The sequence below is a fragment of the Variovorax sp. Soil_C_12 genome (assembly GCF_057657375.1).
In genome coordinates this window covers 893020-914742 of the sequence record NZ_JBDGIO010000001.1, presented here as the reverse complement: position 1 = coordinate 914742, position 21723 = coordinate 893020, and the positions used below count along the sequence as shown (strand labels likewise).

The 21723-nt window shown below is 68.5% G+C and carries 22 protein-coding genes; 15 read left to right on the top strand and 7 right to left on the bottom strand.

Annotated elements, in window-relative coordinates; all coding sequences use genetic code 11:
* The first annotated feature begins 57 nt into the window (after positions 1 to 57).
* Together AC3A6X_RS04555 and AC3A6X_RS04550 are read left to right on the top strand one after the other, a co-directional pair.
* Positions 58 to 4866, top strand: coding sequence for a YadA-like family protein (locus tag AC3A6X_RS04555; protein ID WP_487841000.1), 4809 nt, complete (start codon positions 58 to 60; stop codon positions 4864 to 4866).
* 33 nt (positions 4867 to 4899) lie between these two features.
* Positions 4900 to 5352: an outer membrane protein assembly factor BamE gene (locus AC3A6X_RS04550; RefSeq protein ID WP_487840999.1), complete on the top strand. Its 453-nt coding sequence runs from the start codon at positions 4900 to 4902 to the stop codon at positions 5350 to 5352.
* On the opposite strand, the gene AC3A6X_RS04545 is transcribed toward AC3A6X_RS04550, so the two are convergent.
* From AC3A6X_RS04545 to AC3A6X_RS04535, 3 genes are read right to left on the bottom strand one after another with little or no spacing between them, the layout of a single operon-like run.
* On the bottom strand, positions 5335 to 5967 hold the full coding sequence (locus tag AC3A6X_RS04545; protein ID WP_487840998.1) for an ATP-dependent DNA ligase: 633 nt from the start codon (positions 5965 to 5967) through the stop codon (positions 5335 to 5337). The two genes, AC3A6X_RS04550 and AC3A6X_RS04545, sit on opposite strands and share 18 nt — an antisense overlap.
* 27 nt (positions 5968 to 5994) lie before the next feature.
* On the bottom strand, positions 5995 to 6192 hold the full coding sequence (locus tag AC3A6X_RS04540; RefSeq protein ID WP_487840997.1) for an aminoglycoside phosphotransferase: 198 nt from the start codon (positions 6190 to 6192) through the stop codon (positions 5995 to 5997).
* A gap of 16 nt (positions 6193 to 6208) precedes the next feature.
* Complete coding sequence (locus AC3A6X_RS04535) at positions 6209 to 6415, bottom strand: hypothetical protein (protein WP_487840996.1); 207 nt, start codon at positions 6413 to 6415, stop codon at positions 6209 to 6211.
* A 283-nt stretch (positions 6416 to 6698) separates the two neighbouring features.
* On the opposite strand from AC3A6X_RS04535, the gene AC3A6X_RS04530 reads away from it, so the two are divergent.
* A complete protein-coding gene (locus AC3A6X_RS04530; RefSeq protein WP_487840995.1) occupies positions 6699 to 7049 on the top strand; it encodes a PRC-barrel domain-containing protein in 351 nt (116 codons plus the stop codon).
* A 10-nt stretch (positions 7050 to 7059) separates the two neighbouring features.
* On the opposite strand, the gene AC3A6X_RS04525 is transcribed toward AC3A6X_RS04530, so the two are convergent.
* Positions 7060 to 7371 carry a DUF4148 domain-containing protein gene (locus tag AC3A6X_RS04525; RefSeq protein ID WP_487840994.1) on the bottom strand — a complete coding sequence of 104 codons (312 nt, stop codon included), beginning with the start codon at positions 7369 to 7371 and terminating at the stop codon, positions 7060 to 7062.
* A gap of 242 nt (positions 7372 to 7613) precedes the next feature.
* Here AC3A6X_RS04525 and AC3A6X_RS04520 point away from each other — a divergent pair, with 242 nt between their 5' ends.
* From AC3A6X_RS04520 to AC3A6X_RS04465, 12 genes are all read left to right on the top strand, one after another.
* Entirely contained in the window at positions 7614 to 7790 is a 177-nt protein-coding gene (locus AC3A6X_RS04520) for a DUF3606 domain-containing protein (protein ID WP_106554007.1), read from the top strand.
* Between the two features lie 34 nt (positions 7791 to 7824).
* Positions 7825 to 8061 (top strand): hypothetical protein, encoded by a 237-nt coding sequence (locus AC3A6X_RS04515; protein ID WP_487840993.1) that lies wholly within the window; start codon positions 7825 to 7827, stop codon positions 8059 to 8061.
* Positions 8062 to 8178: 117 nt separating this feature from the next.
* The gene (locus AC3A6X_RS04510) at positions 8179 to 8457 is read left to right on the top strand and encodes a hypothetical protein (protein WP_487840992.1); all 279 of its coding nucleotides are present in this window, start codon (positions 8179 to 8181) and stop codon (positions 8455 to 8457) included.
* Between the two features lie 127 nt (positions 8458 to 8584).
* Positions 8585 to 9895, top strand: coding sequence for an ABC transporter substrate-binding protein (locus AC3A6X_RS04505; protein ID WP_487840991.1), 1311 nt, complete (start codon positions 8585 to 8587; stop codon positions 9893 to 9895).
* 134 nt (positions 9896 to 10029) lie between these two features.
* Complete coding sequence (locus AC3A6X_RS04500; protein WP_487841101.1) at positions 10030 to 10860, top strand: carbohydrate ABC transporter permease; 831 nt, start codon at positions 10030 to 10032, stop codon at positions 10858 to 10860.
* A 12-nt stretch (positions 10861 to 10872) separates the two neighbouring features.
* Positions 10873 to 11697, top strand: a complete 825-nt coding sequence (locus AC3A6X_RS04495) for a carbohydrate ABC transporter permease (protein ID WP_487840990.1) — start codon at positions 10873 to 10875, stop codon at positions 11695 to 11697.
* An 11-nt stretch (positions 11698 to 11708) separates the two neighbouring features.
* Positions 11709 to 12740 carry an ABC transporter ATP-binding protein gene (locus AC3A6X_RS04490; RefSeq protein ID WP_487840989.1) on the top strand — a complete coding sequence of 344 codons (1032 nt, stop codon included), beginning with the start codon at positions 11709 to 11711 and terminating at the stop codon, positions 12738 to 12740.
* Positions 12741 to 12752: 12 nt separating this feature from the next.
* A complete protein-coding gene (gene dalD / locus AC3A6X_RS04485; RefSeq protein WP_487840988.1) occupies positions 12753 to 14174 on the top strand; it encodes a D-arabinitol 4-dehydrogenase in 1422 nt (473 codons plus the stop codon).
* Complete coding sequence (locus AC3A6X_RS04480; RefSeq protein WP_487840987.1) at positions 14171 to 14959, top strand: L-iditol 2-dehydrogenase; 789 nt, start codon at positions 14171 to 14173, stop codon at positions 14957 to 14959. Before dalD ends, AC3A6X_RS04480 begins: the two co-directional genes overlap by 4 nt.
* A gap of 21 nt (positions 14960 to 14980) precedes the next feature.
* Positions 14981 to 15916 carry an AraC family transcriptional regulator gene (locus tag AC3A6X_RS04475; RefSeq protein WP_487840986.1) on the top strand — a complete coding sequence of 312 codons (936 nt, stop codon included), beginning with the start codon at positions 14981 to 14983 and terminating at the stop codon, positions 15914 to 15916.
* Positions 15917 to 15932: 16 nt separating this feature from the next.
* Complete coding sequence (gene xylB / locus AC3A6X_RS04470) at positions 15933 to 17414, top strand: xylulokinase (protein ID WP_487840985.1); 1482 nt, start codon at positions 15933 to 15935, stop codon at positions 17412 to 17414.
* Between the two features lies 1 nt (position 17415).
* The gene (locus AC3A6X_RS04465; protein ID WP_487840984.1) at positions 17416 to 18348 is read left to right on the top strand and encodes a carbohydrate kinase family protein; all 933 of its coding nucleotides are present in this window, start codon (positions 17416 to 17418) and stop codon (positions 18346 to 18348) included.
* 22 nt (positions 18349 to 18370) lie between these two features.
* Here the strand turns inward: AC3A6X_RS04465 and AC3A6X_RS04460 are convergent, their stop codons facing one another.
* From AC3A6X_RS04460 to AC3A6X_RS04450, 3 genes are all read right to left on the bottom strand, one after another.
* Positions 18371 to 18715: a hypothetical protein gene (locus AC3A6X_RS04460; protein ID WP_487840983.1), complete on the bottom strand. Its 345-nt coding sequence runs from the start codon at positions 18713 to 18715 to the stop codon at positions 18371 to 18373.
* A gap of 141 nt (positions 18716 to 18856) precedes the next feature.
* Complete coding sequence (locus AC3A6X_RS04455) at positions 18857 to 20314, bottom strand: DegQ family serine endoprotease (protein WP_487840982.1); 1458 nt, start codon at positions 20312 to 20314, stop codon at positions 18857 to 18859.
* Between the two features lie 71 nt (positions 20315 to 20385).
* Positions 20386 to 21699, bottom strand: coding sequence for an ATP-binding protein (locus AC3A6X_RS04450; RefSeq protein WP_487840981.1), 1314 nt, complete (start codon positions 21697 to 21699; stop codon positions 20386 to 20388).
* Positions 21700 to 21723: the final 24 nt, after the last annotated feature.

The window sequence follows — 21723 nt, the reverse complement described above, 5'->3', positions numbered from 1 at the left end:
GCCTATACAAGTGTTTCATTAGTAATAGTTAATAACATTGTTTTACCACTTCAGGCCATGAACCGAATCTACTTGACTGTTTGGAACGAATCCATAGGGGCTTGGATTGCTGCGTCCGAGAGCACCCGGGCACGCGGCCAGCGCAGTGGCAGTCGCGTAACGATCGCCGCCGCAGGCGGCGGGGCTGCATCGCTCCACACGAGCCGCCTGCGCCTCGGGATCGTAAGCGCGCTGCTGGCGATGGGCGCAATGTGGGCCGCTTCGGCGCAGGCGCAGGTGAATTGCACTGCGGCGCCTTATAACTTCTACAGCGGCAGTTCGACGTGCGCCGGTTTTCAATCCCAAGCGACGTTTGGCGGGTCCACTGCCATAGGGTTCACCGCCATCAGTTCAGCGCTGAATGCCACGGCTGTCGGCTACCAAGCCATCGCCTCCGGGATCAATGCCATTTACCTGGGTGCGCGTACTGCCGCAGGAACGGGTGCTCTGGGCCAAGGCGCCATCGGCATCGGCACCGACGTGGCCGCTACCGTTGACGGTACTGTTGCCATAGGCATCCAGGCCAGATCGACAGGCACGAGCGCCGTGGCCATGGGTACCGCATCCAGGGCCTGGGGCAACCAGTCAATCGCATTCGGCCTGGGCGCGAACGCGGGTGTCCAGGCCAACACGGCCGTGCCCAACGCCATCGCGATCGGCGTCAACTCGAGTTCTCTCGCCAATTCCAGCGTTGCGTTCGGCACTGCGGCCGCTGCGAGCGCCGACGGTAGCGCGGCAATCGGTCGCTCAGCTGCGGCCAGCGCGATTAACTCCCTGGCACTCGGCAACGATACGGTTGCAAGCAATATCAATACGGTCGCGCTCGGCATCAATGCCCAAGCCACCGGCGCTGGCGCCAGCGCGTTGGGCACCGCCTCCACGGCGACGGGAGGGAACTCCACCGCCGTCGGTGTCAACTCTGTGGCAGGTGGAAACTTCGCGTTCGCCGGAGGTTTTCTATCCCAGGCAACCGCGGTGCGCACCGTCGCGGTAGGCAATGAGACAGAGGCAACCAGCGACGCAGCCACCGCAGTCGGCAACGCCGCTCGAGCGCTGGGGAATAGTTCGCTTGCGCTCGGCGCGCAAGCGCTCGCTATGGGTACCAGCACCGTTGCGGTCGGCCAGGGTGCCGGTGCGGGCTCGACCGCGGCCAATACGGGTTCGGTTGCAGTGGGTATTGCCTCCGGAGCACTGGTCACCGGCGCGCAGAACACCGCCATGGGAGGAGGCATTGCAAGCGCGATGCGGGGCGCGGGCTCGGGCGTTACGGGAACGCGCAACCTCGCCTTCGGCACAGGCGATGGCACGGTCGCCTACGATGCCACCCTCGACGCTGCGGCAGGCAGCCTGGTCAGCGGCAACGACAACATTGCCATCGGCACCAATGCCGGCATCGGCGTCGCCAGCAACGCAACGACGTCGATCGGCCTGAATGCCAATGCCAGCGTGGGCAACGCGATCGCCATCGGTTCCCAGGCAAACGCCTCAGCGCTGGATGCCGTCGCACAAGGCAGCAGCGCCAACGCAGCCGGCAGGAACGCCATTGCCATCGGCTTCCAGTCGATCGCCTCCCAGATAAATTCCATCAATCTTGGTCCGCGCACGGCTCCAGGCGCGGGCGCCACCGCGGAGGGCGCCATCGCTGTCGGCACGGACGTGGAGGCGTCTCAGGCGCGCGCTGCCGCAATGGGGGTCGCAACCCGCGCTGCCGGTGTCGACGCGCTTGCGATCGGTACCCGGGCCAACGCGACTGCCGCCAATGCCACCGCACTCGGCTCGGGCGGGACGAGCGCCGCGACCGCCGTGCGCGCCTCGGCCGCAGGTTCCGTTGCGCTGGGTGGCAACGTGACGGCGGGCGCCAACGCGGCGGGAGCCAATGCGATTGCCATCGGCGGAGAGTCGTCCGCCACCCAGACCGAAGCCATCGCCATGGGCCGCCTGGCCAGCGCCTCGGCCCTGAACACCATCGCGGTCGGCAGCAATGCGCGGGCCGATTCGGCCGAAGCGGTCGCGATCGGCACCAACGCCACCGCCACCGGCGGTCGGGCGGTCTCGATCGGCTCCGGCAACGTCGCCAGCGGCAACGGCGCGGTGGCGATCGGCGACCCCAACACCGCCACGGGCAACGGCGCGATCGCGAGCGGCCTGGACAACACCGCCACCGGCAACGGTTCCGTGGCGATGGGCAACACCAACATGGTGGGCGGTGGCGGCCAGGGGGTGAGCGTGGCCGGCACGGCCGCACAGGGTGCGGTCGGCATCGGTTACCAGAACACGGTGGTCGGCCAGGGCAGCGTCGCCATCGGCAGCACCAGCAGCGCGCTGGCTGCGGGCGCGGTGGCCTTCGGCGACACGGCAGTGGCGAACAATGCCCGCGACGTTGCGCTGGGTTCGGGCTCGACGACGGCGGTGGCGGTCCCCACGCCAGGCACCGTGATCGGTGGCACCCCCTACAGCTTCGCCGGCATCGCGCCGACCAGCACGGTCAGCGTCGGCGCATCGGGTGCGGAGCGCACCATCACCAACGTGGCGGCCGGCAGGATTTCCGGCGCATCGACCGACGCGATCAACGGTTCGCAGCTGTTCGCCACGAACCAGCAGGTCACGAAGAACACGACCGACATCACCACCCTCGGTGACACCGTCAACGACATCACCACCGGTGCGGGCATCAAGTACTTCCACGCCAACTCCACCCTGCCCGACTCGCAGGCCCTCGGGACGGATTCCGTCGCTATCGGTCCGAACGCGGTGGCGAACAACGCAAACGCCGTGGCGCTGGGCTCCGGCTCCACGACGGCCGCAGCGGTCGGCACGGCCAGCACCGTGATCGGCACGACCACCTACAACTTCGCCGGCACCACGCCGGGGAGCACGGTCAGCGTCGGGGCGCCGGGGGCGGAGCGCACGATCACGAACGTGGCCGCGGGCCGGCTCGATGGCGCTTCGACCGATGCGGTCAATGGCTCGCAGCTGTTCGCCACGAATCAGCAGGTGACGGCGAACACCACGGCGATCACCAATCTCGGCAACACGATCGGTGACATCAACACCGGCGCGGGCATCAAGTACTTCCACGCCAACTCCACACTGCCCGACTCGCAGGCCTTGGGCGCGAACTCGGTCGCCGTCGGGCCGAATGCCGTCGCCAGCAATGCAGGCGACATCGCGTTGGGCTCCGGCTCGACGACGGCGGCGGCAGTCGGCACTGCCAGCACCGTGATCGGCACCACCACCTACAACTTCGCCGGCACCACGCCGGCGAGCACGGTGAGTGTCGGGGCGCCGGGCGCGGAGCGCACCATCACGAACGTGGCGGCGGGCCGGCTCGACGCCGGCTCGACCGATGCAATCAACGGTTCTCAGCTGTTCGCCACGAACCAGCAGGTGACGGCGAACACCACCGGGATTGCCAATCTCAACAACACGATCGGTGCCATTAACGGCGGCGGAGGCATCAAGTACTTCCACGCCAACTCGACACTGCCCGACTCGCAGGCCCTGGGCACGGACTCGATCGCGATCGGCCCGAACGCCGTCGCCAACGGAGCAAGCAGCATTGCGCAGGGCCTTGGCGCCAGCGCAACCGTCGACGGTTCGGTGGCACTCGGTTCAGGCTCGACCTCCGATCGCGCGGTCGCAGGCAGCACGGGCGACATTCCCGCAGGCAGCTCGCTGATTCCGTACAACACCACCGACCGGACGCTGCTGGGCGCCGTTTCCGTCGGCAGTGCGACCACCTACCGCCAGATCACCAACGTGGCCGACGGCACCGAAGCGCAGGATGCCGTGACGGTGCGCCAGCTCAGCGGTGCGCTGCAATCCTTCGCCGTCACGCCGATCCAGTACTTCCACGCCAACTCGACCGCGATGGACTCGCTGGCCATCGGCGCCGAATCGGTGGCAGTCGGCCCTCGGACGGTGGTCAACGGCGACAGCGGAGTGGGCATCGGCAACGGCGCGGTGGTGCAACAGAGCGCGCCGGGCGGCGTGGCCATCGGCCAGGGCGCGACTTCGCACCGGGCGGATTCCGTCGCGATCGGCACGCAGTCTTCAGCGGCAGCGGTACAGGGTGTCGCGATCGGCGCAGGCAGCAGCGTGACCCAGGCCGGCGGCGTGGCATTGGGCGCAGGCTCGGTCGCCTCCACGGCGGCAGGCGCCGCCGGTTATGTGCCCACGAATGCGTCCACCTCGCAGGCCGCAGCCATCAACGCCACCACCAGCACGCTGTCGGCGCTGTCGGTGGGCGATGCGGCCAACGGCCAGTTCCGCCAGATCACCGGGGTGGCCGCGGGTTCGCTGGACAGCGACGCAGTCAACGTCTCGCAATTGAAGGCGGTGCAGACGACGGTGGCCAGCATCGACCAATCCGCAGTGAAGTACGAAACCAACGCCGACGGCACGACCAACTACAACAGCGTGAAGCTGGGCGGCACGAACACCAACGCCCCGGTGACCCTCCACAACGTCGCCGACGGCGTAGCAGGCAACGATGCCGTCAACGTGAATCAGCTGAACGCCGGCCTTGCCGCCGCCAATCAGTACACGGACACCAAGCTCGGCCAGGTTCAGGCCAACGTCGACAAGGTGAGCAAGGAAGCCAACGCCGCAGCCGCTGGCGCGATGGCAATGGCCAATCTGCCACAGGCTGCCATCCCCGGAAAGAGCATGGTTGCCGCAGGTGTCGCGGGCTTCGATGGCCAGGCCGCGCTGGCGCTCGGCGTGTCGAAGCTCGCGGACAACGGCCGATGGGTCGTCAAGTTCAGCGGCACGGCCAACTCCCGAGGCAAGGTCGGCGTCGCCGCCGGCGTGGGCTTCCATTGGTAAGCAGCTGATCGCAACCGGTTTTCAAGGCTACACATGAACATGCAAATCAAAGGGGCCGGAATTGCGCTGGCCATGGCGGCACTGTTGTCGCTGGCGGGCTGCGGGACGTCCACGGTCAGCAAGAACATCTCGGATGATGGCCGCGCAGGCGAAGTCGTCTTCCCCGACATCGGGAACGATGCCTGGCTGAAGGAAGGCACCTTCCCCAACCCTGACAACCTGCGCCGCATCGCGCCCGGCGTCAGCAAGGACCAGCTCTACGACCTCGTCGGCCGGCCGCACTTCCGCGAAGGCCTGTTCGGGGTTCGCGAGTGGGACTACGTCTTCAACTTCCGCGTCCCGGGCGGCGTGAAGACTTGCCAATACAAGGTGATCTACGACACCGCGCTGCGGGCCCAGAGCTTCCACTGGCTGCCGGCGGACTGCCCCGAGCTGTTGAAGGAGAATTCGGCGCTCCCGAGCTCGCGCTCATCGTCGGCCGGATGAAGCAGGGCACTTTTCCTTGGGCGGCTTGCGCTTGATCCTGACCCAATCGCTGGTCCGTACATCGGGCAGGTAAATGCTCGATCCACGCTTCGCGATGAGTTCCTGCCCCGGACGGCCCGCCGCCTTCTTCAGCAAGGGCGCATCTCCTTTTTCGAAGCAAGCCACCACGAGGATGCCCCAGGGAGGCGCCCGGAACAGCCGCCCCAGCGCGGCCTTGCGCAACATCAGCGGCTCCGCCGTGATGTCCACGCCGTGGTCGACGAGAAGATCGAACACGCAATAGTCGACCGGCTTGGCGCCCACGTACCAGCAGCGATGGCGAGCCCGCTCCTGAAGCGCCTGAAAATCGCTGCGACCCTCATCGTCCAGGACGCATACCTCGCCGTCGGCGATGCACGTAGCGCCGGCCACGTTGGCCAGGGCGTCCCTGATCTCGGGAAACCATTGGGTCGCGTTGGCCCCGTGGCGCGTCCTCAGTTGAACGGCGCGGCCACCGCCGAATGCGGCGGTCACGCGATAGCCGTCGTATTTCAGCTCGTAGATCCACCCGGGCTCATGAAGGCCCAATGCGCGCTCCGACAGCAGCATGGGCTTGAAGTCCTCGAGGCGAACCATGGGGCACACAGCGACCGTCTCGATCGCTCAGCGGCTGCCGACCTTGCCCCTGGCTCCCAGCTTGCCCTCGGCCTGCAAGTCGGCAACGGCCAACGCGAAGGCCAGGAGTTCCTCGGACAGCGGCGCGCCGGGGGCCAGCACGCCCGTGCGCTCTGCCAGCGCCTGAAAGACGGCCCGCGGGGATTCGAGGGAAGACGGAACCGGAATGTTGGGATCCTCGGGCATCTGAACTCCTTGTCGCCTACTGAGGCGGCGCGGCCGGCTTCTGCGGCGCCTGCTGTGTCGTGGGCTCCTGCATGACCGGGGAGCGCTCTCTGGACTCCGAGAGGAGGTAGTACGCCAGGACTGCGAGAACCACCAGGACGGCCACCGCGATGGCCCCCCACCGGAAGACACGCTTGTCGTCGCGGTCGTCGCTCCTGGCCTGTTCTTGTCGATGAGTAGCCACGGTCGATCCTTTCCGTCCAATCGATGAACGATACCCACCGCGCCCCGTGTCGCTTCGTCGGACAGGGGCGCAGAGCCCTGTACCCGAAAGCCAGAAGAATCTGCGTGACGATCCCCTCTTGCGTCGCCGACCGGCGCCGTGCGCCTGCGAGCGAGTGCCTACAGAACGACGGCTCCACGCCCGATCAGTCGAGGATCTCGCGCGCGAGATACCTGGAGTGCTGGGCTTTCGAAGATGTGGCCGGCATCCCCAGCCGTGTCGGTCGATGCATTGGAGAAATTGAATGACCACGACAACTTCCGCTCATGACGTCATCTCGTCGGATCGCGTCGAGGGGACCACGGTCTACAACACGGCAGGCGAAAAGCTCGGCTCCATCGACGACCTCATGATCGACAAGATCTCGGGCCAAGTCCGCTATGCCGTCATGGAGTTCGGCGGGTTCCTGGGAATGGGTACCGACCGCTACCCCATCCCCTGGAACATGCTGAAGTACGACACCTCGCAGGATGGTTATGTGGTGCCGCTGGACAAGGCGAAGCTGGAAGGCGCGCCGAGCTACGCGGGGGACCGCGTGCCTGACTACGACGAGACCTACCGGAGCACCGTCGACAAGTACTACGGGCTCTATTGAGGCCGAGCGGCTACCGCGCGCGCACGCGCCGCTCCCCGATCTCCCCGTACGCCGCTGCGCCGCTGGACGTGATCGCCTGCGCGCCCGACCGCACCATGGCGCGGTCGGCCATGCCTGCGGGCGCGGCCACCCCCGTGCCGCCGTTGCTGATCTGCATGGGCCGCAACGCCTGCGCCTGAATGGCTGCACGCGATTGGGTCGACTGGAAGGGCGGCGGCGGCAGCGGGTTCTGCTCGCCCTGAAAGGCCTGTGCACCGAAGGCGGCCATGCTCGCGAAGCCCGCTAGGGCGAGGGAAAGAAAGCGACGGGAAGGACTTTGCATGACGATGCTCCTGGGGTTGAAAGTGGCCGCGACCGCGCCGCGACTGTCTTCCCATACGCAGCACCACGCACAACGGATTCGCTCCCGCGCACGGCACGGCCCGTGCAATGCCGACGTCGCGAGCATCTTCCGGCCGTCCCCCGTGTCAGCCACCTTCCCGCAATGCCTTGCGCCCGCGTCCGTCGCCCGCACTTTTGCCCCGCGCCAACACTCCAAGTACAGAAACGCACAGGAGACACAGCATGCCGGACGACTTGAGCAACCGCGGCCCGCAGGATCGGTCGCGCATCAACGTCAGCGAGACGCACGAGCTTCGCTACTGGACGAAGGAGCTCGGCGTCAGCGAGGCGCAATTGAGGGCGGCCGTGGCCGCCGCAGGCACTTCTGTCGAGGCGGTCCGCCAATACCTCGGGAAGTAGCAACGTGCAAGGATTGGCGGCATGGGAGCCGATCATGTCCAGGAGCGTCGTGTTCGTGTACCGGGGCTATCACTTCCTCTGCAGCGCCGAGAAGGAGCGCCCGGGCCAGTTTCGGCCGGTCGTGATCCGGCAGCTCGGATTTCCCAGCGAGAAGCAAGTGCCGCTCATGAACGATGCCGACCTCTGCCGGACCGAGGCAGAAGCCGTTCGGCATGCGGAGCAGCAGGCCATCCACTGGGCCGACAGCCGCACCGAGTTGCACGAAGTTTGAACGCCCCGCAGCGAGGCTTTCGCTGCATCGCAGCACGCGGGCAGGCCGGTGCGGCCATCGGCTGCCCACGCCGGCGTTTGCGCAGGATGACTCGCCCTTCATGAAAGGAGGTTCCCCATGCCGATGGAACTTCTTCGTCAGCTCGCGCAGCAGCCGCTGCCCTTCACCGTCTACGCGCCTGCGGAGATCGACAAGCTGCGCGTGCTGCGTGCCGCGGAGCTGGTGAGCGCCTTCATCCCGCCCGCCGAGTTGCTCCCCAGCGGCTGCGAAAGCCACAAGCCGGCCCAGGTACTGGCCATCACCCCCAAGGGGCAACAGGCCCTGGAAGGCCAGTTGCAGGACGCGCTCGGCCCCCTGAGCGCGGCCCGGTCGCCCATCCCTGCTTGCTCAAACTAGGGAAGTCACTGATCAATCAGTGCATCCAAGTATAGAAACCGGCATTTCGCGTACCAATTTCGCAAGCCAAGGTCTCCAGAATCGGTTGAAGCGACTGCCTCGTCGCCAACCACAAGGAGACATCGAGATGAAGCGTTTTCTGAAGGCGGGACTGGTGCTCGCGCTCACCGCCGCAGGCCTGGCCGCCCATGCCGCGACCGACCTGGTCATTGCCACCGTGAACAACGGGCACATGATCGAGATGCAGAAGCTCACGCCATTCTTCGAGAAGGCGTACCCCGACATCAAGCTCAAGTGGGTCACGCTCGAGGAAGGCACGCTGCGCCAGCGCGTCACCACCGACATCGCCACCAAGGGCGGCCAGTTCGACGTGATGACCATCGGCATGTACGAAACGCCGATCTGGGCCAAGAAGGGCTGGCTCAACCCCATCGCCACCGACGCCGCCTACGACATCGACGACCTGCTGCCGGCGATGCGCACCGGCCTGTCGGCCGACGGCAAGCTCTACGCCGCGCCCTTCTACGGCGAAAGCTCGATGCTGATGTATCGCAAGGACCTGGCCGACAAGGTGGGCTTCAAGATGCCCGACCAGCCGACCTGGGCCCAGGTGAAGGAGCTCGCCGGCAAGGTACACGACCCGAAGGGCGGCGTCTACGGCATGTGCCTGCGCGGCAAGCCGGGCTGGGGCGACAACATGGCCTTCCTCACGACGCTCGTCAACACCAACGGCGGCCAGTGGTTCGACATGAGCTGGAAGCCGCAGATCGACACCAAGCCCTGGAAGGACGCAATCACCTTCTACGTCGACCTGATGAAGGCCTACGGCCCGCCCGGCGCCTCGGCCAACAGCTTCAACGAGAACCTGGCCCTCTTCAACGAAGGCAAGTGCGCCATGTGGGTGGACGCGACCATCGCGGCCTCCTTCGTGAGCGATCCCAAGCAGTCGAAGGTGGCCGACAAGGTGGCCTTCGCGCAGGCGCCCACCGCCGTCACGCCCAAGGGCGCGAACTGGCTGTGGGCCTGGGCGCTGGCGGTCCCCGCCGGCTCGCAGAAGGTGGACGCGGCGCAGACCTTCATCAAGTGGGCGACCTCCAAGGACTACATCAAGCTGGTCGCCAAGGAACATGGCTGGGGCGCGGTGCCGACCGGCACGCGCAAATCGACCTATGCCACGCCCGAGTTCATGAAGGCGGCACGCTTCGCGGAAGCCGAGAAGAAAGCGATCGATACCGCCAACCCGAACGACAGCACGTTGCCCAAGTCGCCCTACGTCGGCGTGCAGTACGCCGCCATCCCCGAGTTCCAGGCCATCGGCGTCGCGGTGGGCCAGCAGATGAGCGCGGCCCTCTCGGGCAAGACCACGGTCGACCAGGCGCTCAAGACCTCGCAGACGGCGGCCGAGCGCGAGATGAAGAAAGCCGGGTACTACAAGTGAGCACCCTCACGCCCTCCCCCGCCGGGGAGGGCCGGGCCCCGGGCGCGGACGCTTCCGCCCCGCTCCCCGGCTTCTCCCAGAGCGGGAAGAAGAACAAGAAGACCGCGACCGACCGCTTCCTGCCCCGGCTGCTGATGGCGCCGGCGGTGCTCACGCTCTTCCTCTGGATGATCGTGCCGTTGGCGATGACGATCTATTTCTCCTTCGTCAACTACAACCTGATGCAGCCGGGCGACCATCCCTTCGCCCGCTTCGAGAACTTCGAGTACTTCATCACCGACCCGGACTTCTGGCCCGCGGTGTGGAACACCCTGCTCCTGATCGGCAGCGTGATCGTGTCGACCGTGGTGCTGGGCGTGCTGCTGGCGCTGCTGGTCAACGAGCCCTTCCCCGGCCGCGGCATCGTGCGCGTGCTGCTGATCTCGCCCTTCTTCGTGATGCCCACGGTCAACGCGCTGCTGTGGAAGCACATGATGATGAACCCCATCTACGGCGTGCTCGCGGACCTCTGGCGCTTCTTCGGCGCCGAGCCGGTGGACTGGCTGACCGACGTGCCGCTGCTCTCCGTGATCATCATGGTGGCGTGGCAGTGGCTGCCCTTCGCCTGCCTGATTTTCATTACCTCGCTGCAGTCGCTGGACCGCGAGCAGATGGAGGCCGCGCGCATGGACGGCGCGAGCGCGGTGCAGCGCTTCGGCTACCTCACCATCCCGCACCTCGCCAGGCCGATGGCGGTGGTGATCATGATCGAGATGATCTTCCTGCTCTCGGTCTTCGCCGAGATCGCGGTCACGACCAACGGCGGGCCGGGCAACGAGAGCACCAACCTCACCTACATGATCTTCAAGCAGTCGCTGATGAACTTCGACGTGGGCGTGGCTTCGGCCGGTGCGCTCTTCGCGGTGATCCTGGCCAACATCGTGGCGGCCTTCCTGATCCGCATCATCGGCAAGAGCCTGGACTGAAGGGGAATCAACATGCAAACCGACAGCATTGTCCCCCTCATCCTGCGCACCGCCGGTGCCTGGGCCGTCTCGCTGCTGCTCTTCTTCCCGCTGGGCTGGCTGGTGCTGACCTCCTTCAAGACCGAGCTGCAGGCGATCCACGTGCCACCGCTCTTCGTCTTCGAGCCCACGATGGACAACTTCGCCGAGGTGCAGCGCCGCAGCGACTACCTGCTGTTCGCCAAGAACTCGCTGATCACCAGCATCGGCTCCACCATCCTCGGCCTGTTGATCGCGGCGCCGGCGGCCTATTCGTTTGCGTTCTTCCGCACCAAGCGCACGCGCGACATCCTGATGTGGATGCTCTCCACCAAGATGATGCCGGCCGTCGGCGCGCTGGTGCCGATCTACGTGCTCGCGCAGACCGCCGGCCTGCTGGACTCGCGCACCGCGCTCGTCATCGTCTTCACACTGTCGAACCTGCCCATCATGGTGTGGATGCTCTACACCAGCTTCAAGGACATCCCGGCGGAGATCCTCGAAGCCGCGCGCATGGACGGTGCCAACCTGTGGACGGAGTTCCGCAACGTCGTGATGCCGCTGTCGGTCGGCGGGCTCGCCTCCACGGGCCTGCTGTGCCTGGTGCTGAGCTGGAACGAGGCCTTCTGGGCACTCAACCTCAGCTCGGCCAAGGCGGGCACGCTGGCGGTGCTGATCGCTTCCTACTCCAGCCCCGAAGGCCTGTTCTGGGCCAAGCTCTCGGCCGCCTCGCTGCTGGCCATCGCGCCGATCGTGGTGTTCGGCTGGTTCAGCCAGAAGCAACTGGTCCAAGGCCTCACCTTCGGCGCCGTCAAGTAAAGGACTTCTCCATGGCCTACCTCCAACTCGACAACATCAAGAAGAGCTTCGGCGACACCCACGTCATCAAGGGCGTGGACCTGCAGATCGAGAAGGGCGAGTTCATCGTCTTCGTCGGTCCCTCGGGCTGCGGCAAGTCGACGCTGCTGCGCCTGATCGCCGGGCTCGAGCCCATCACCAGCGGCACGCTCTCGCTCGACGGCAGGGACATCACGCGCACGCCCTCGGGCAAGCGCGACCTGGCGATGGTGTTCCAGAGCTATGCGCTCTACCCGCACATGAGCGTGTTCGACAACATGTCCTTCGCGCTCAAGCTGGCGAAGGTGTCGAAAGACGTCATCAAGACCAAGGTCGACCACGCGGCCAAGACCCTGAATCTCACGCAGTACCTGCACCGCACGCCGAAGGAGCTCTCGGGCGGGCAGCGCCAGCGCGTGGCGATCGGCCGCGCCATCGTGCGCGCCCCCAAGGTCTTCCTGTTCGACGAGCCGCTGTCCAACCTGGACGCCGCGCTGCGCGGCAACACGCGCGTGGAGATCAGCAAGCTGCACCGCGCGCTCGGCGCCACCAGCATCTACGTGACGCACGACCAGGTCGAGGCCATGACGCTGGCCGACCGCGTGGTGGTGCTGCGCGACGGCCTGATCGAGCAGGTCGGCACGCCGATGGAGCTCTACGACCGGCCCGCCAACCAGTTCGTGGCCCAGTTCATCGGCATGCCCTCGATGAACATGGTGCAGGCGCGCGCGATCCCGAGCTTCACCGCGCAGGTCAATGGCCGCCTGCCCACCGACGGCTTCCTGGGCGTGCGGCCGGAGGGCCTGCGCGTGCATCCGGGCACCGCAAACGGCGCGCCGGCGCGCGTCGAGCTGATCGAGGCGCTCGGCGCCGACACGCTGATCCACGTGGACGTGGGCGGCGTGCCGCTGGTGGCGCGCCAGAACGAGCGCACGCCGCTGCACCCGGGCGACCCGGTGAGCGTCGAGCTCGATCCCTCGGTGCTGCATTTCTTCAACCGGGAAGGCCGCGCCGTCGCCGCCTGAACGCTTCGCCCCATGTCCCTTCCGCTTCTCTCGGAGTTCGTGATCCTGCATCTCGGACTCGGCTCTTTCCATCGCGCCCACCAGGCGGTCTACCTGCAGCAGCTGATCGAGGCCGGCGACGCGCGCTGGTCGCTCTCGGGCGCCAACCTGCGGCCCGACATGGCCGAGCTGCTGGACACCCTGCGGGCCCAGGACGGCTGCTACACGGTCGAGACCGTCTCGCCGGCCGGCGACTACCGCTACCAGCGCATCGGCGCCATTCGCGAGGTGCTGCCCTGGGAGCCGTCGCTGGCGGCGGTGGTCGCGCGCGGGGCCGATCCGCGCACGCGCATCGTCTCCTTCACCGTGACCGAGGCCGGCTACTACCTCGACCCGCAGGACCGCCTCGACACGAGCGCCGCCGAGCTGGCCGAGGACCTCGCGCGCGCCCGGCGCGGCGAGGCCGGCCAGACCATCTACGGCGCGGTCTGCGCCATCCTGCGCGCCCGCAGCGCTGCTGCCGACGCAGGCGCGGTGACGCTGCTCAACTGCGACAACCTGCGCCACAACGGCGAGCGCTTCCGCCGGGGCCTGCTCCAATTCATCGAGCAGGCCGGCCTGCCCGCGCTGGCGACCTGGGTGCGCGAGAACACCACCTGCCCCAACGCGATGGTCGACCGCATCACGCCGCGCCCGCCGCCGGAGCTGCGTGAGCGCGTGCGCGAGGCGACCGGCTGGGACGATGCCGCGCCGGTCACGGCCGAGCGCTTCACCCAGTGGGTGATCGAGGACGACTTCATCCACGGCCGCCCCGACTGGGCCCGCGTGGGCGTGGAGCTGGTCGATTCGGTGGCACCCTACGAGGAAGCGAAGATCCGCATCCTCAACGCCAGCCACAGCTGCATCGCCTGGGCCGGCACGCTGGTCGGCCTGCAGTACATCCACGAGGGCACGCACACGCCCGCGATCCGGCAGATGGCCTTCGACTACGTGACCGAGGACGTGATTCCCTGCCTGAATACGCCCGGCCATCCGAGCCCGGTGGACCTGCCGGCTTACCGCGACGTGGTGCTGGAGCGCTTCGGCAATCCCGCGATCCGCGACACCAACCAGCGCGTGGCGATGGACGGCTTCTCGAAGATCCCGGGCTTCATCGCGCCCACCGTGCGCGAGCGCCTGGCGCGCGGCGAAGGCATCGCCAGCGTGGCGGTGCTGCCCGCCCTCTTCCTGTTCTTCCTGCGCCGCTGGCATGCCGGCACCCTGCCCTACGTCTACCAGGACCAGGGCATGGACGAGGCGGGCGCGCATGCGATCTGCGACGCGCACGACCCCGTCGAAGCGCTGTGCAGCGACGCAGGTCTCTGGGGCGACACCGCCGGCGACCTGCGCCTGATCGAAGCGGTGCGCGCAGCATCGGCGCGCGTGCGCGCCTTCATCGAGGAGAGAAGTTCATGAGCAGCCGTCTCGCACAACGCCATGTGCTCGTGACCGGTGCCGGCGGCGGGATCGGACTCGCCATCGCCGAAGCCTGCCTGCAACAGGGCGCGCGCTGCACGCTGGTCGACCGCTCGCCCGCGCTCTCGGACGGCGTGGCGCTGCTGCAGCGCAGCCATCCCGGCCACGTGGTCTACCTGCCGGGCGACGTGACCGACGCCAACGCCGTCGCGCAGCTGCTCGAATCGGCTCAGGCCGCCGCAGGCCCGATCCACACCCTTGTCAACAACGCCGCGGTGTTCGACATGGCGCCGCTGCTGGAGAGCGACGAGGCCTCCTTCGACCTCCTCTTTGCAGTGAATGTGAAGGCCCTGTTCTTCGTCATGCAGCGCGTGCTGCAGCACATGGTGGCCCACGGCGAGGCGGGCTGCTCGGTCATCAACATGGCCTCGCAGGCCGGCCGCCGCGGCGAGGCGCTGGTGTCCCACTACTGCGCGACGAAGGCTGCCGTCATCAGCTACACGCAAAGCGCCGCGCTGGCGATGGCGCCGCAGGGCATTCGCGTCAATGCCATCGCGCCGGGCGTGGTCGACACGCCGATGTGGGCGCATGTCGATGCGCTGTTCGCCCGCTACGAGGGCCTTCCACCCGGCGAGAAGAAGCGCCGGGTCGGCCTCGAGGTGCCGCTGGGCCGCATGGGCACGCCGGACGAGATCGCCGGCGCCGCCGTCTTCCTCGCGAGCGACGAGGCCCGCTACATCACGGCGCAGACGCTCAATGTCGACGGTGGTAACGTCATGAGCTGACAAGGCGTGAAGGAACCGGCCATGACATCGGCGCGCCAACGCCACCTGCCCCGTCACCGCGAGCCCGAGCTGGAGCGCGACATCACGCGCTCGCCCTCGCTCGGCTACGAGGCGCCCGAGGAGACCGGCCTGGTGCGCTGCCTGGCGCACGGCTTCCCCAGCCCGCTGGTGCGCTGGCATTTCCACGACGAGTACGAGCTGCACCTGATCACCGAGACCTCGGGCAAGGCCTTCATCGGCGACTGGATCGGCCCCTTCCAGCCCGGCCACCTGGTGCTGTGCGGCCCACGCCTGCCGCACAACTGGATCTCGCTCGACGTGCCCGAGGGCGGCGCGGCCGGGCGCGACCGCGTGATCCAGTTCAGGCATGAGCCGATCGAGCGGGCGGCGGAGGAAATCCCGGAGTTGCGCGAGGTGCTGCAACTGCTCGAGCGCTCCCGCCACGGCATCGAGTTCTTCGGCCTCGCGGAGCGCGCGCTGGCGCACTGGGACGCAGTCAAGGGCGCGCGCGGGCTGCGCCGCTTCGCGCTCTTCTGCGAATACCTGGCCGACCTCTCGCAGTGGACCGACTACCGGCTGCTCTCGAACGTGCAGATGCAGGGCGTGGAAGGCGAGGCCGGCGTGGACCAGATCAACGCCATCGTCGATCGCATCACCTCCAACCTGGCCGAGCCGATCGTCATGGCCGACATCGCCACCGAGCTGGGCATGAGCGAGAGCCGCTTCAGCCGCTTCTTCAAGCGCTCGACCGGCAACAGCTTCACCGACTTCGTGAACCGCGTGCGCATCAACAGCGCCTGCCACCTGCTGATGCAGACCGACCACTACGTGACGGACATCTGCTACCAGGTCGGCTTCAACAACGTCGCCAACTTCAACCGTCGCTTCCTGGAGATCAAGGGCATGACGCCGACCGAATTCCGGCGCCAGAGCGACCACCGCTTCGGCGGCGGCTGAAGGAAGGCCAGCGCTTGTGTACCTCGGACTCGATCTCGGCACCTCGGAGCTGAAGGCGCTGCTGCTCGCGCCGGACCACCGCATCGTCGCGCTGGCACGGGCGCCGCTCACGGTCGAGCGCCCGGCGCCGCTGTGGTCGGAGCAGGCGCCCTCGCAATGGTGGGAGGCGCTGGAGTCCGTCATGGCCGAGCTGCGGCGCACGCAGGCATCGGCGCTCTCGGCCGTGCGCGCCATCGGCCTGTCGGGGCAGATGCACGGCGCCGTCGCCATGGATGCGCAGGACCGGGTGCTGCGCCCCGCCATTCTCTGGAACGACGGTCGCAGCGCCGCCCAGTGCCGCACCCTCGCCGCGCGGGTGCCGCGGCTGGGCGAAATCGCCGGCAACCTGGCGATGCCGGGCTTCACCGCGCCCAAGCTGCTGTGGATGCGCGAACACGAGCCCGAGCTGTTCGCGCGCATCGCGCACGTGTTGCTGCCCAAGGACTGGCTGCGCTTCACGCTGAGCGGCGAGTTCGCGAGCGACATGTCGGACGCCTCGGGCACGCTGTGGCTGGACGTGGGGGCGCGCGACTGGTCCGACGAACTGCTGGCCGCCTGCGGCCTGTCGCGCGCGCAGATGCCGCGGCTGGTCGAGGGCAGCGCCGTGGCCGGGCAACTCAAGCCCGATCTCGCGCAACGCTGGGGCATGGCGGCCGGCGTGCCCCTCGCCGGCGGCGGCGGAGACAACGCGGCCAGCGCCGTCGGCATGGGGCTGGTGGACGCTGGACAGGGTTTCGTCTCCCTCGGCACCTCCGGCGTGATCTTCATCGGCGGCGAACGCTTCGAGCCCCGCCCCAAGGCTTCTGTGCATGCCTTCTGCCACGCGCTGCCGGGCCGCTGGCATCAGATGTCGGTGATGCTGTCGGCCTCCAGCGCGGTGAGCTGGGCCGCGCGCAGCTTCGGCCTCGGCAACGAGGCGGCGCTGCTGGCCGCAGCCGCCTCGCTCGGCGCCGAGGCGCGGCAGCACGCGCCGCTGTTCCTGCCCTACCTGTCGGGCGAGCGCTCCCCGCACAACGATGCCGACGCCCAGGGCGTGCTGTTCGGCCTCACGCATGCGCACGGGCCGGCCGACATCGCCTTCGCAGTGGTGGAGGGGGTGAGCTTCGGGCTGCGCGACGGCCTCGACACCCTCGCCCGGCCGGCCGGCGACCTGGTGCTGGTCGGCGGCGGCGCGCGCAGTGCCTGGTGGGCGCAGTTGCTGGCCGATGTGCTGGAGACGCCGCTGGCGATCTGCGAAGGCAGCGAGGCCGGCGCAGCGCTGGGCGCGGCGCGCCTCGCCTGGCTGTCGGACGGCGGCGCCCTGGCCGAGGTCTGCCGCCGCCCCGTGCTGCGGCAGCGCTACGAGCCGGCCGGCTCGCCGGCCGACCCGCTTCGCGCCCGGCATGCACGCTTCAAGGCGCTCTACGCCGGGCTGCGCCCGCTCTTCGGCGGTTCCGGTTCGGCCCTCAAGGATGAATGACATGTTCGTGGTCTGCGGCGAAGCCCTGATGGATGTCTACGTGCTGGAGACGACGCCCACCGGCCTGCACCTGGACGCGCGCATCGGCGGCTCGCCCTTCAATGTGGCGGTGGGCCTGGCGCGGCTGGGGCGCCGCTCGGCGCTGCTCACCGGCCTGTCGCGCGACGCGGCGGGCGAGCGGCTGATGCAGGCGCTGGCCGCGGAAGACGTGGACACGCGCCTGGTGCTGCGCAGCGATGCGCCGAGCACCCTGAGCGTGGTGAGCGTCGACGCGGCCGGCGTGCCGCACTACGCCTTCTACGGCCACGGCGCGGCGGACCGGGAAATCGACGAAGCCAGCTTGCCCACGCTGCCGCCGGAGGTCCGCGTGCTGCAGTTCGGTTCCTACGCGCTGGTGGTGGAGCCGGTCGGCAGCGCGCTGCGTGCCCTGGCCGCGCGCGAGCGCGGCCGCTGCCTGGTGGCCTACGACCCCAACGTGCGGCTCAACGTCGAGCCCGACCTCGCGCGCTGGCGCACCACGGTCGAGGCCATGGCGGCGCTCTCGCACATCGTGAAGGTGAGCGACGAGGACCTGGGGCTGTTGTACCCGCACTCGGCGCCTGCCGAGGTGGCGCGGCGCTGGCTGTCGCTGGGCGCGCGCCTGGTGGTGCTCACGCGCGGCGCCCAGGGCAGCGAGGCGTGGACGCCGGGTGCGCATGCCGCCGAGGCTGCAGTCGCGGTCGAAGTGGTGGACGCGGTCGGTGCGGGCGACACCTTCCAGGCCGCGCTCCTCACCTGGCTGGACGAACAGCAGGCACTGAACCTGGCGGGCCTCGAGGCGCTCGATGCGCAGCGCCTTTCGGCCCTGCTGCGCTTCGCTGCCCGGGCCGCCGCGATCACCTGCTCGCGGCGCGGCGCCGACATGCCGCGCCGCGACGAACTGCCGGCCGGCTGACCGCGCTTGCGGAGCAGGCCGCCTACAGGATCGAGTGATCGGTGGTGAACAGGCAGGAGTCCTCGTCCGACCCCGGCTCGTGCGTGTCGCGCACGGCAGCGTGTCGCGTGACCGGCGGCGCCTCCCCATCGCCGATGCCCACCGGCGTCGGCGGCCTGCCGAAGGGCGCCAGGCCCTGCAGCCCGCGCAGTGCCGATGCGCCCTGGATCAGCGCCTCGGAGTAGTCGGGCAGGCCCCGGGTCGAGGAATCCACCGGGCGGTAAACCAGGCACTCGTCGGAATCCGCCTGCACTGCTTCCATCAACACCCAATGGAATTCATTGGGTTCGAGTTCGAGAACCGTCAGGGCAAGATCACGCAGCGACATGGGGAAACCTCTTATTCAATGTCGCGAATTGTTACAGCCAGTGCAATATCGGCCAAGGCACTTTTGCACGATGCCTCCTCCAGCTGAGGTAGGCCGTTGGCCATAGCGTGAAGGGCGCCGCAGTGGCACGGCGCCCGCCTTTCAGCCCAGGCGAACCGGCACGAAGATCCGGTCGCCGTCGCGCTGGATCAGCAGCGCGACCGACTTGTCGGCCTTCGCCGCCACCTCGCGCACCTGCTCCACGCTCTTGGCGGGCGTGCCGTTGATGGCCAGCAGCACGTCGCCGGCCTGCACGCCGGCCAGGGCCGCGGGGCCGCCTGCATCCTCGATCAGCAGGCCGGCCTCCACATGGGCCTCGCGCCGCTCCTGCGGCTGCAAGGGCCGCAGCGCGAGGCCGAGCTTGCCGTGGCCGGCGCCGGCGTCGTTCCTGGCCACTGTGGCGATCTTCTCGCCGGCATCGCCCAGCCGGGCGCTGATCTCGTGGCGCTCGCCCTGGCGCCACACGTCCAGCGTGATGCGGCTTCCGGGCTTCCTCTGGCCGATCAGGGCCGGCAGGTCGCCCGAAGCGACGATGGGCTCGCCGTCGACCTTGCGGATCACGTCGCCCGAGCGCAGGCCGGCCTGATCGGCCGGGCCGCCCTTCTCCACGTTCGACACCAGCGCGCCTTCGGGCTTGTCGAGCTTGAAGGAGTCGGCGAAGGCCTGGTTGACCTCCTGCACCGCCACGCCCAGCCGTGCATGGCTGGCCTTGCCGGTGGCGACGATCTGGTCCTTCACCTGCACGGCGACGTCGATCGGGATCGCGAAGGACACGCCCTGGTAGCCGCCGCTGCGGCTGTAGATCTGCGAGTTGATGCCCACCACCTCGCCGCGCGTATTCAGGAGCGGCCCGCCCGAGTTGCCGGGGTTCACCGCCACGTCGGTCTGGATGAAGGGCACGTAACTGTCGTCGGGCAGCGAGCGGCCCTTGGCGCTCACCACGCCGGCCGTCACCGTGTTCTCGAAGCCGAAGGGCGAGCCGATGGCGAGCACCCATTCGCCGACCTTGAGGTCCTTGGTGTTGCCCAGCGTCAAGGTCGGCAGGTTCCTGGCGTCGATCTTGAGCACGGCAATGTCGGTCTTGGCGTCCGAGCCCAGCACCTTGGCGCGGAACTCGCGGCGGTCGGTGAGCTTGACCGTGACCTCGTTGGCATCCTTCACCACGTGGGCGTTGGTCATGATGATGCCGTCGGGGCTCACGATGAACCCCGAGCCCTGGCCGCGCACCGGCACGTCGCGCTGCGGGCCGCGCTGGCCGAACTGGCCTCCGAAGCGGCGGAAGAACTCGAACATCGGGTCGTCCGGGTCGATGCCGGCCATGCCCTCCATCGAGGTCTTGGTGGTGCCGGTCACGCTGATGTTGACCACGGCAGGACCGTCGCGCGAGGTGATGGTGGAGAAGTCGGGCATGGTGACCAGCGGCGCCGCCGCGGCAGGCGCCGGGGCCGGCGTGCCCACGGCAATGGCACTGGTGTAGGCGCCCGCGCCGACGGCGCCGATCACCCCGGCGGCCACCAGGGCAGCAGCGAGGGCACGGGGCGAGTTCAGACGGACATTCATGGAAGTTCCTTTCGAGGTGTCAACGGGAAACACGATGAAAGGGAATGTCGGTCACATCGCTTAGGCCCGCCTTAAACGATCGAAGGGAAACGCAGCCTCACGCGCAGGCCCCCGAGGCTCTCCGAATGCCCGATGTCCAGCGTCGCGCCATGCTGGTCGGCGATGGACTTCACGATCGCCAGTCCCAGGCCGCTGCCCGGCGCCTGCGACTCGCCCGAGCGATAGAAGCGGTCGAGCACGCGCTCGCGCTCCTCGGCCGGCAGGCCCGGGCCGCTGTCTTCCACGGCCAGTTCGGCACCGTGCGCCTGCTGCGCGATGCGGATGTCGACGCGCCCGCCCTCGGGTGTGTACTTGACGGCGTTGTCGAGCAGGTTGCGCAGCAGCGTGCGCAGGGCCTCCGGTCGACCCCGCACCCGGGACGCGTCGGCGCTGGCGATGCCGATGTCGATGCGCCGCGCCTGGGCGGCCGCGATGGCGTCGGAGAGCGCGAGCCGCGCGACCTCCTGCAGCTCCACCGCTTCCGGCGGCATATCGGCGCTGGCGCTGGCTTCCTGCCGCGCGAGCGCCAGCATCTGCTCGACCAGCCGCGTCGCGCGGTCGATGCCCGCGGCCAGGCGGTTGACGGCCAGCTCGCGCGTGGCCTCGTCGGGCGCGCGCTTCAGGCTCTGCACCTGCAGCTTGAGCGCGGCCAGCGGCGATCGCAGCTCGTGCGCGGCATCGGCCACGAAGTGCTTCTGCGCCTCGAAGGCGTGGCGCACGCGCTCGAACAGCAGGTTGAGCTCATGCACCAGCGGGCGCACTTCCTCGGGCAGGCCGCTCTCGCTCACCGGCGACAGGTCGTCGGCCTGCCTCGCTGCGACCTGCCCCCGCACCCGCGCCACCGGGGCCAGCGATCGGCTCACCACCCACCACACCACCAGCATCAGGAGCGGCGCGGCCAGCGCGATCGGCCCGACGGTGCGCAGCGCCAGCGTGCCGGCCATGTGGCGGCGTGCCGCCATGTCCTGCGCCACCTGGATCACCAGCGTGCGGCTCTGCAGCGAGAACACGCGGTAGGTGGTGCCGCGCGCCCGGACGTTCGAGAAGCCCAGCACCGCGCGTTGCGGCAACGCGGCCTGCGCGGCCGATTCGAAGATGCGCTGCCCGTCGATGGTCCACACCTGCACCACGAACTCGAAGTTCTCGTCGCCGTCGCTGAGCCCGCTGACGGCCGCGCTGGGCGGCAGGCCGGCGCGCAGCGAGAGCGCCATCTGCTGCATGTGGTAGTCGAAGATCTCGTCGGCTTCGTTCAGCACCGTGCGGTAGGCGACGAAGGCCTGGGAGCCGGCGGCGAGCACGATCGCCGCGAGCAGGAACCACAGAAGACGCGCGCGTAAAGACTTCATGTCTGTCCCCACGCTCGGCACTGC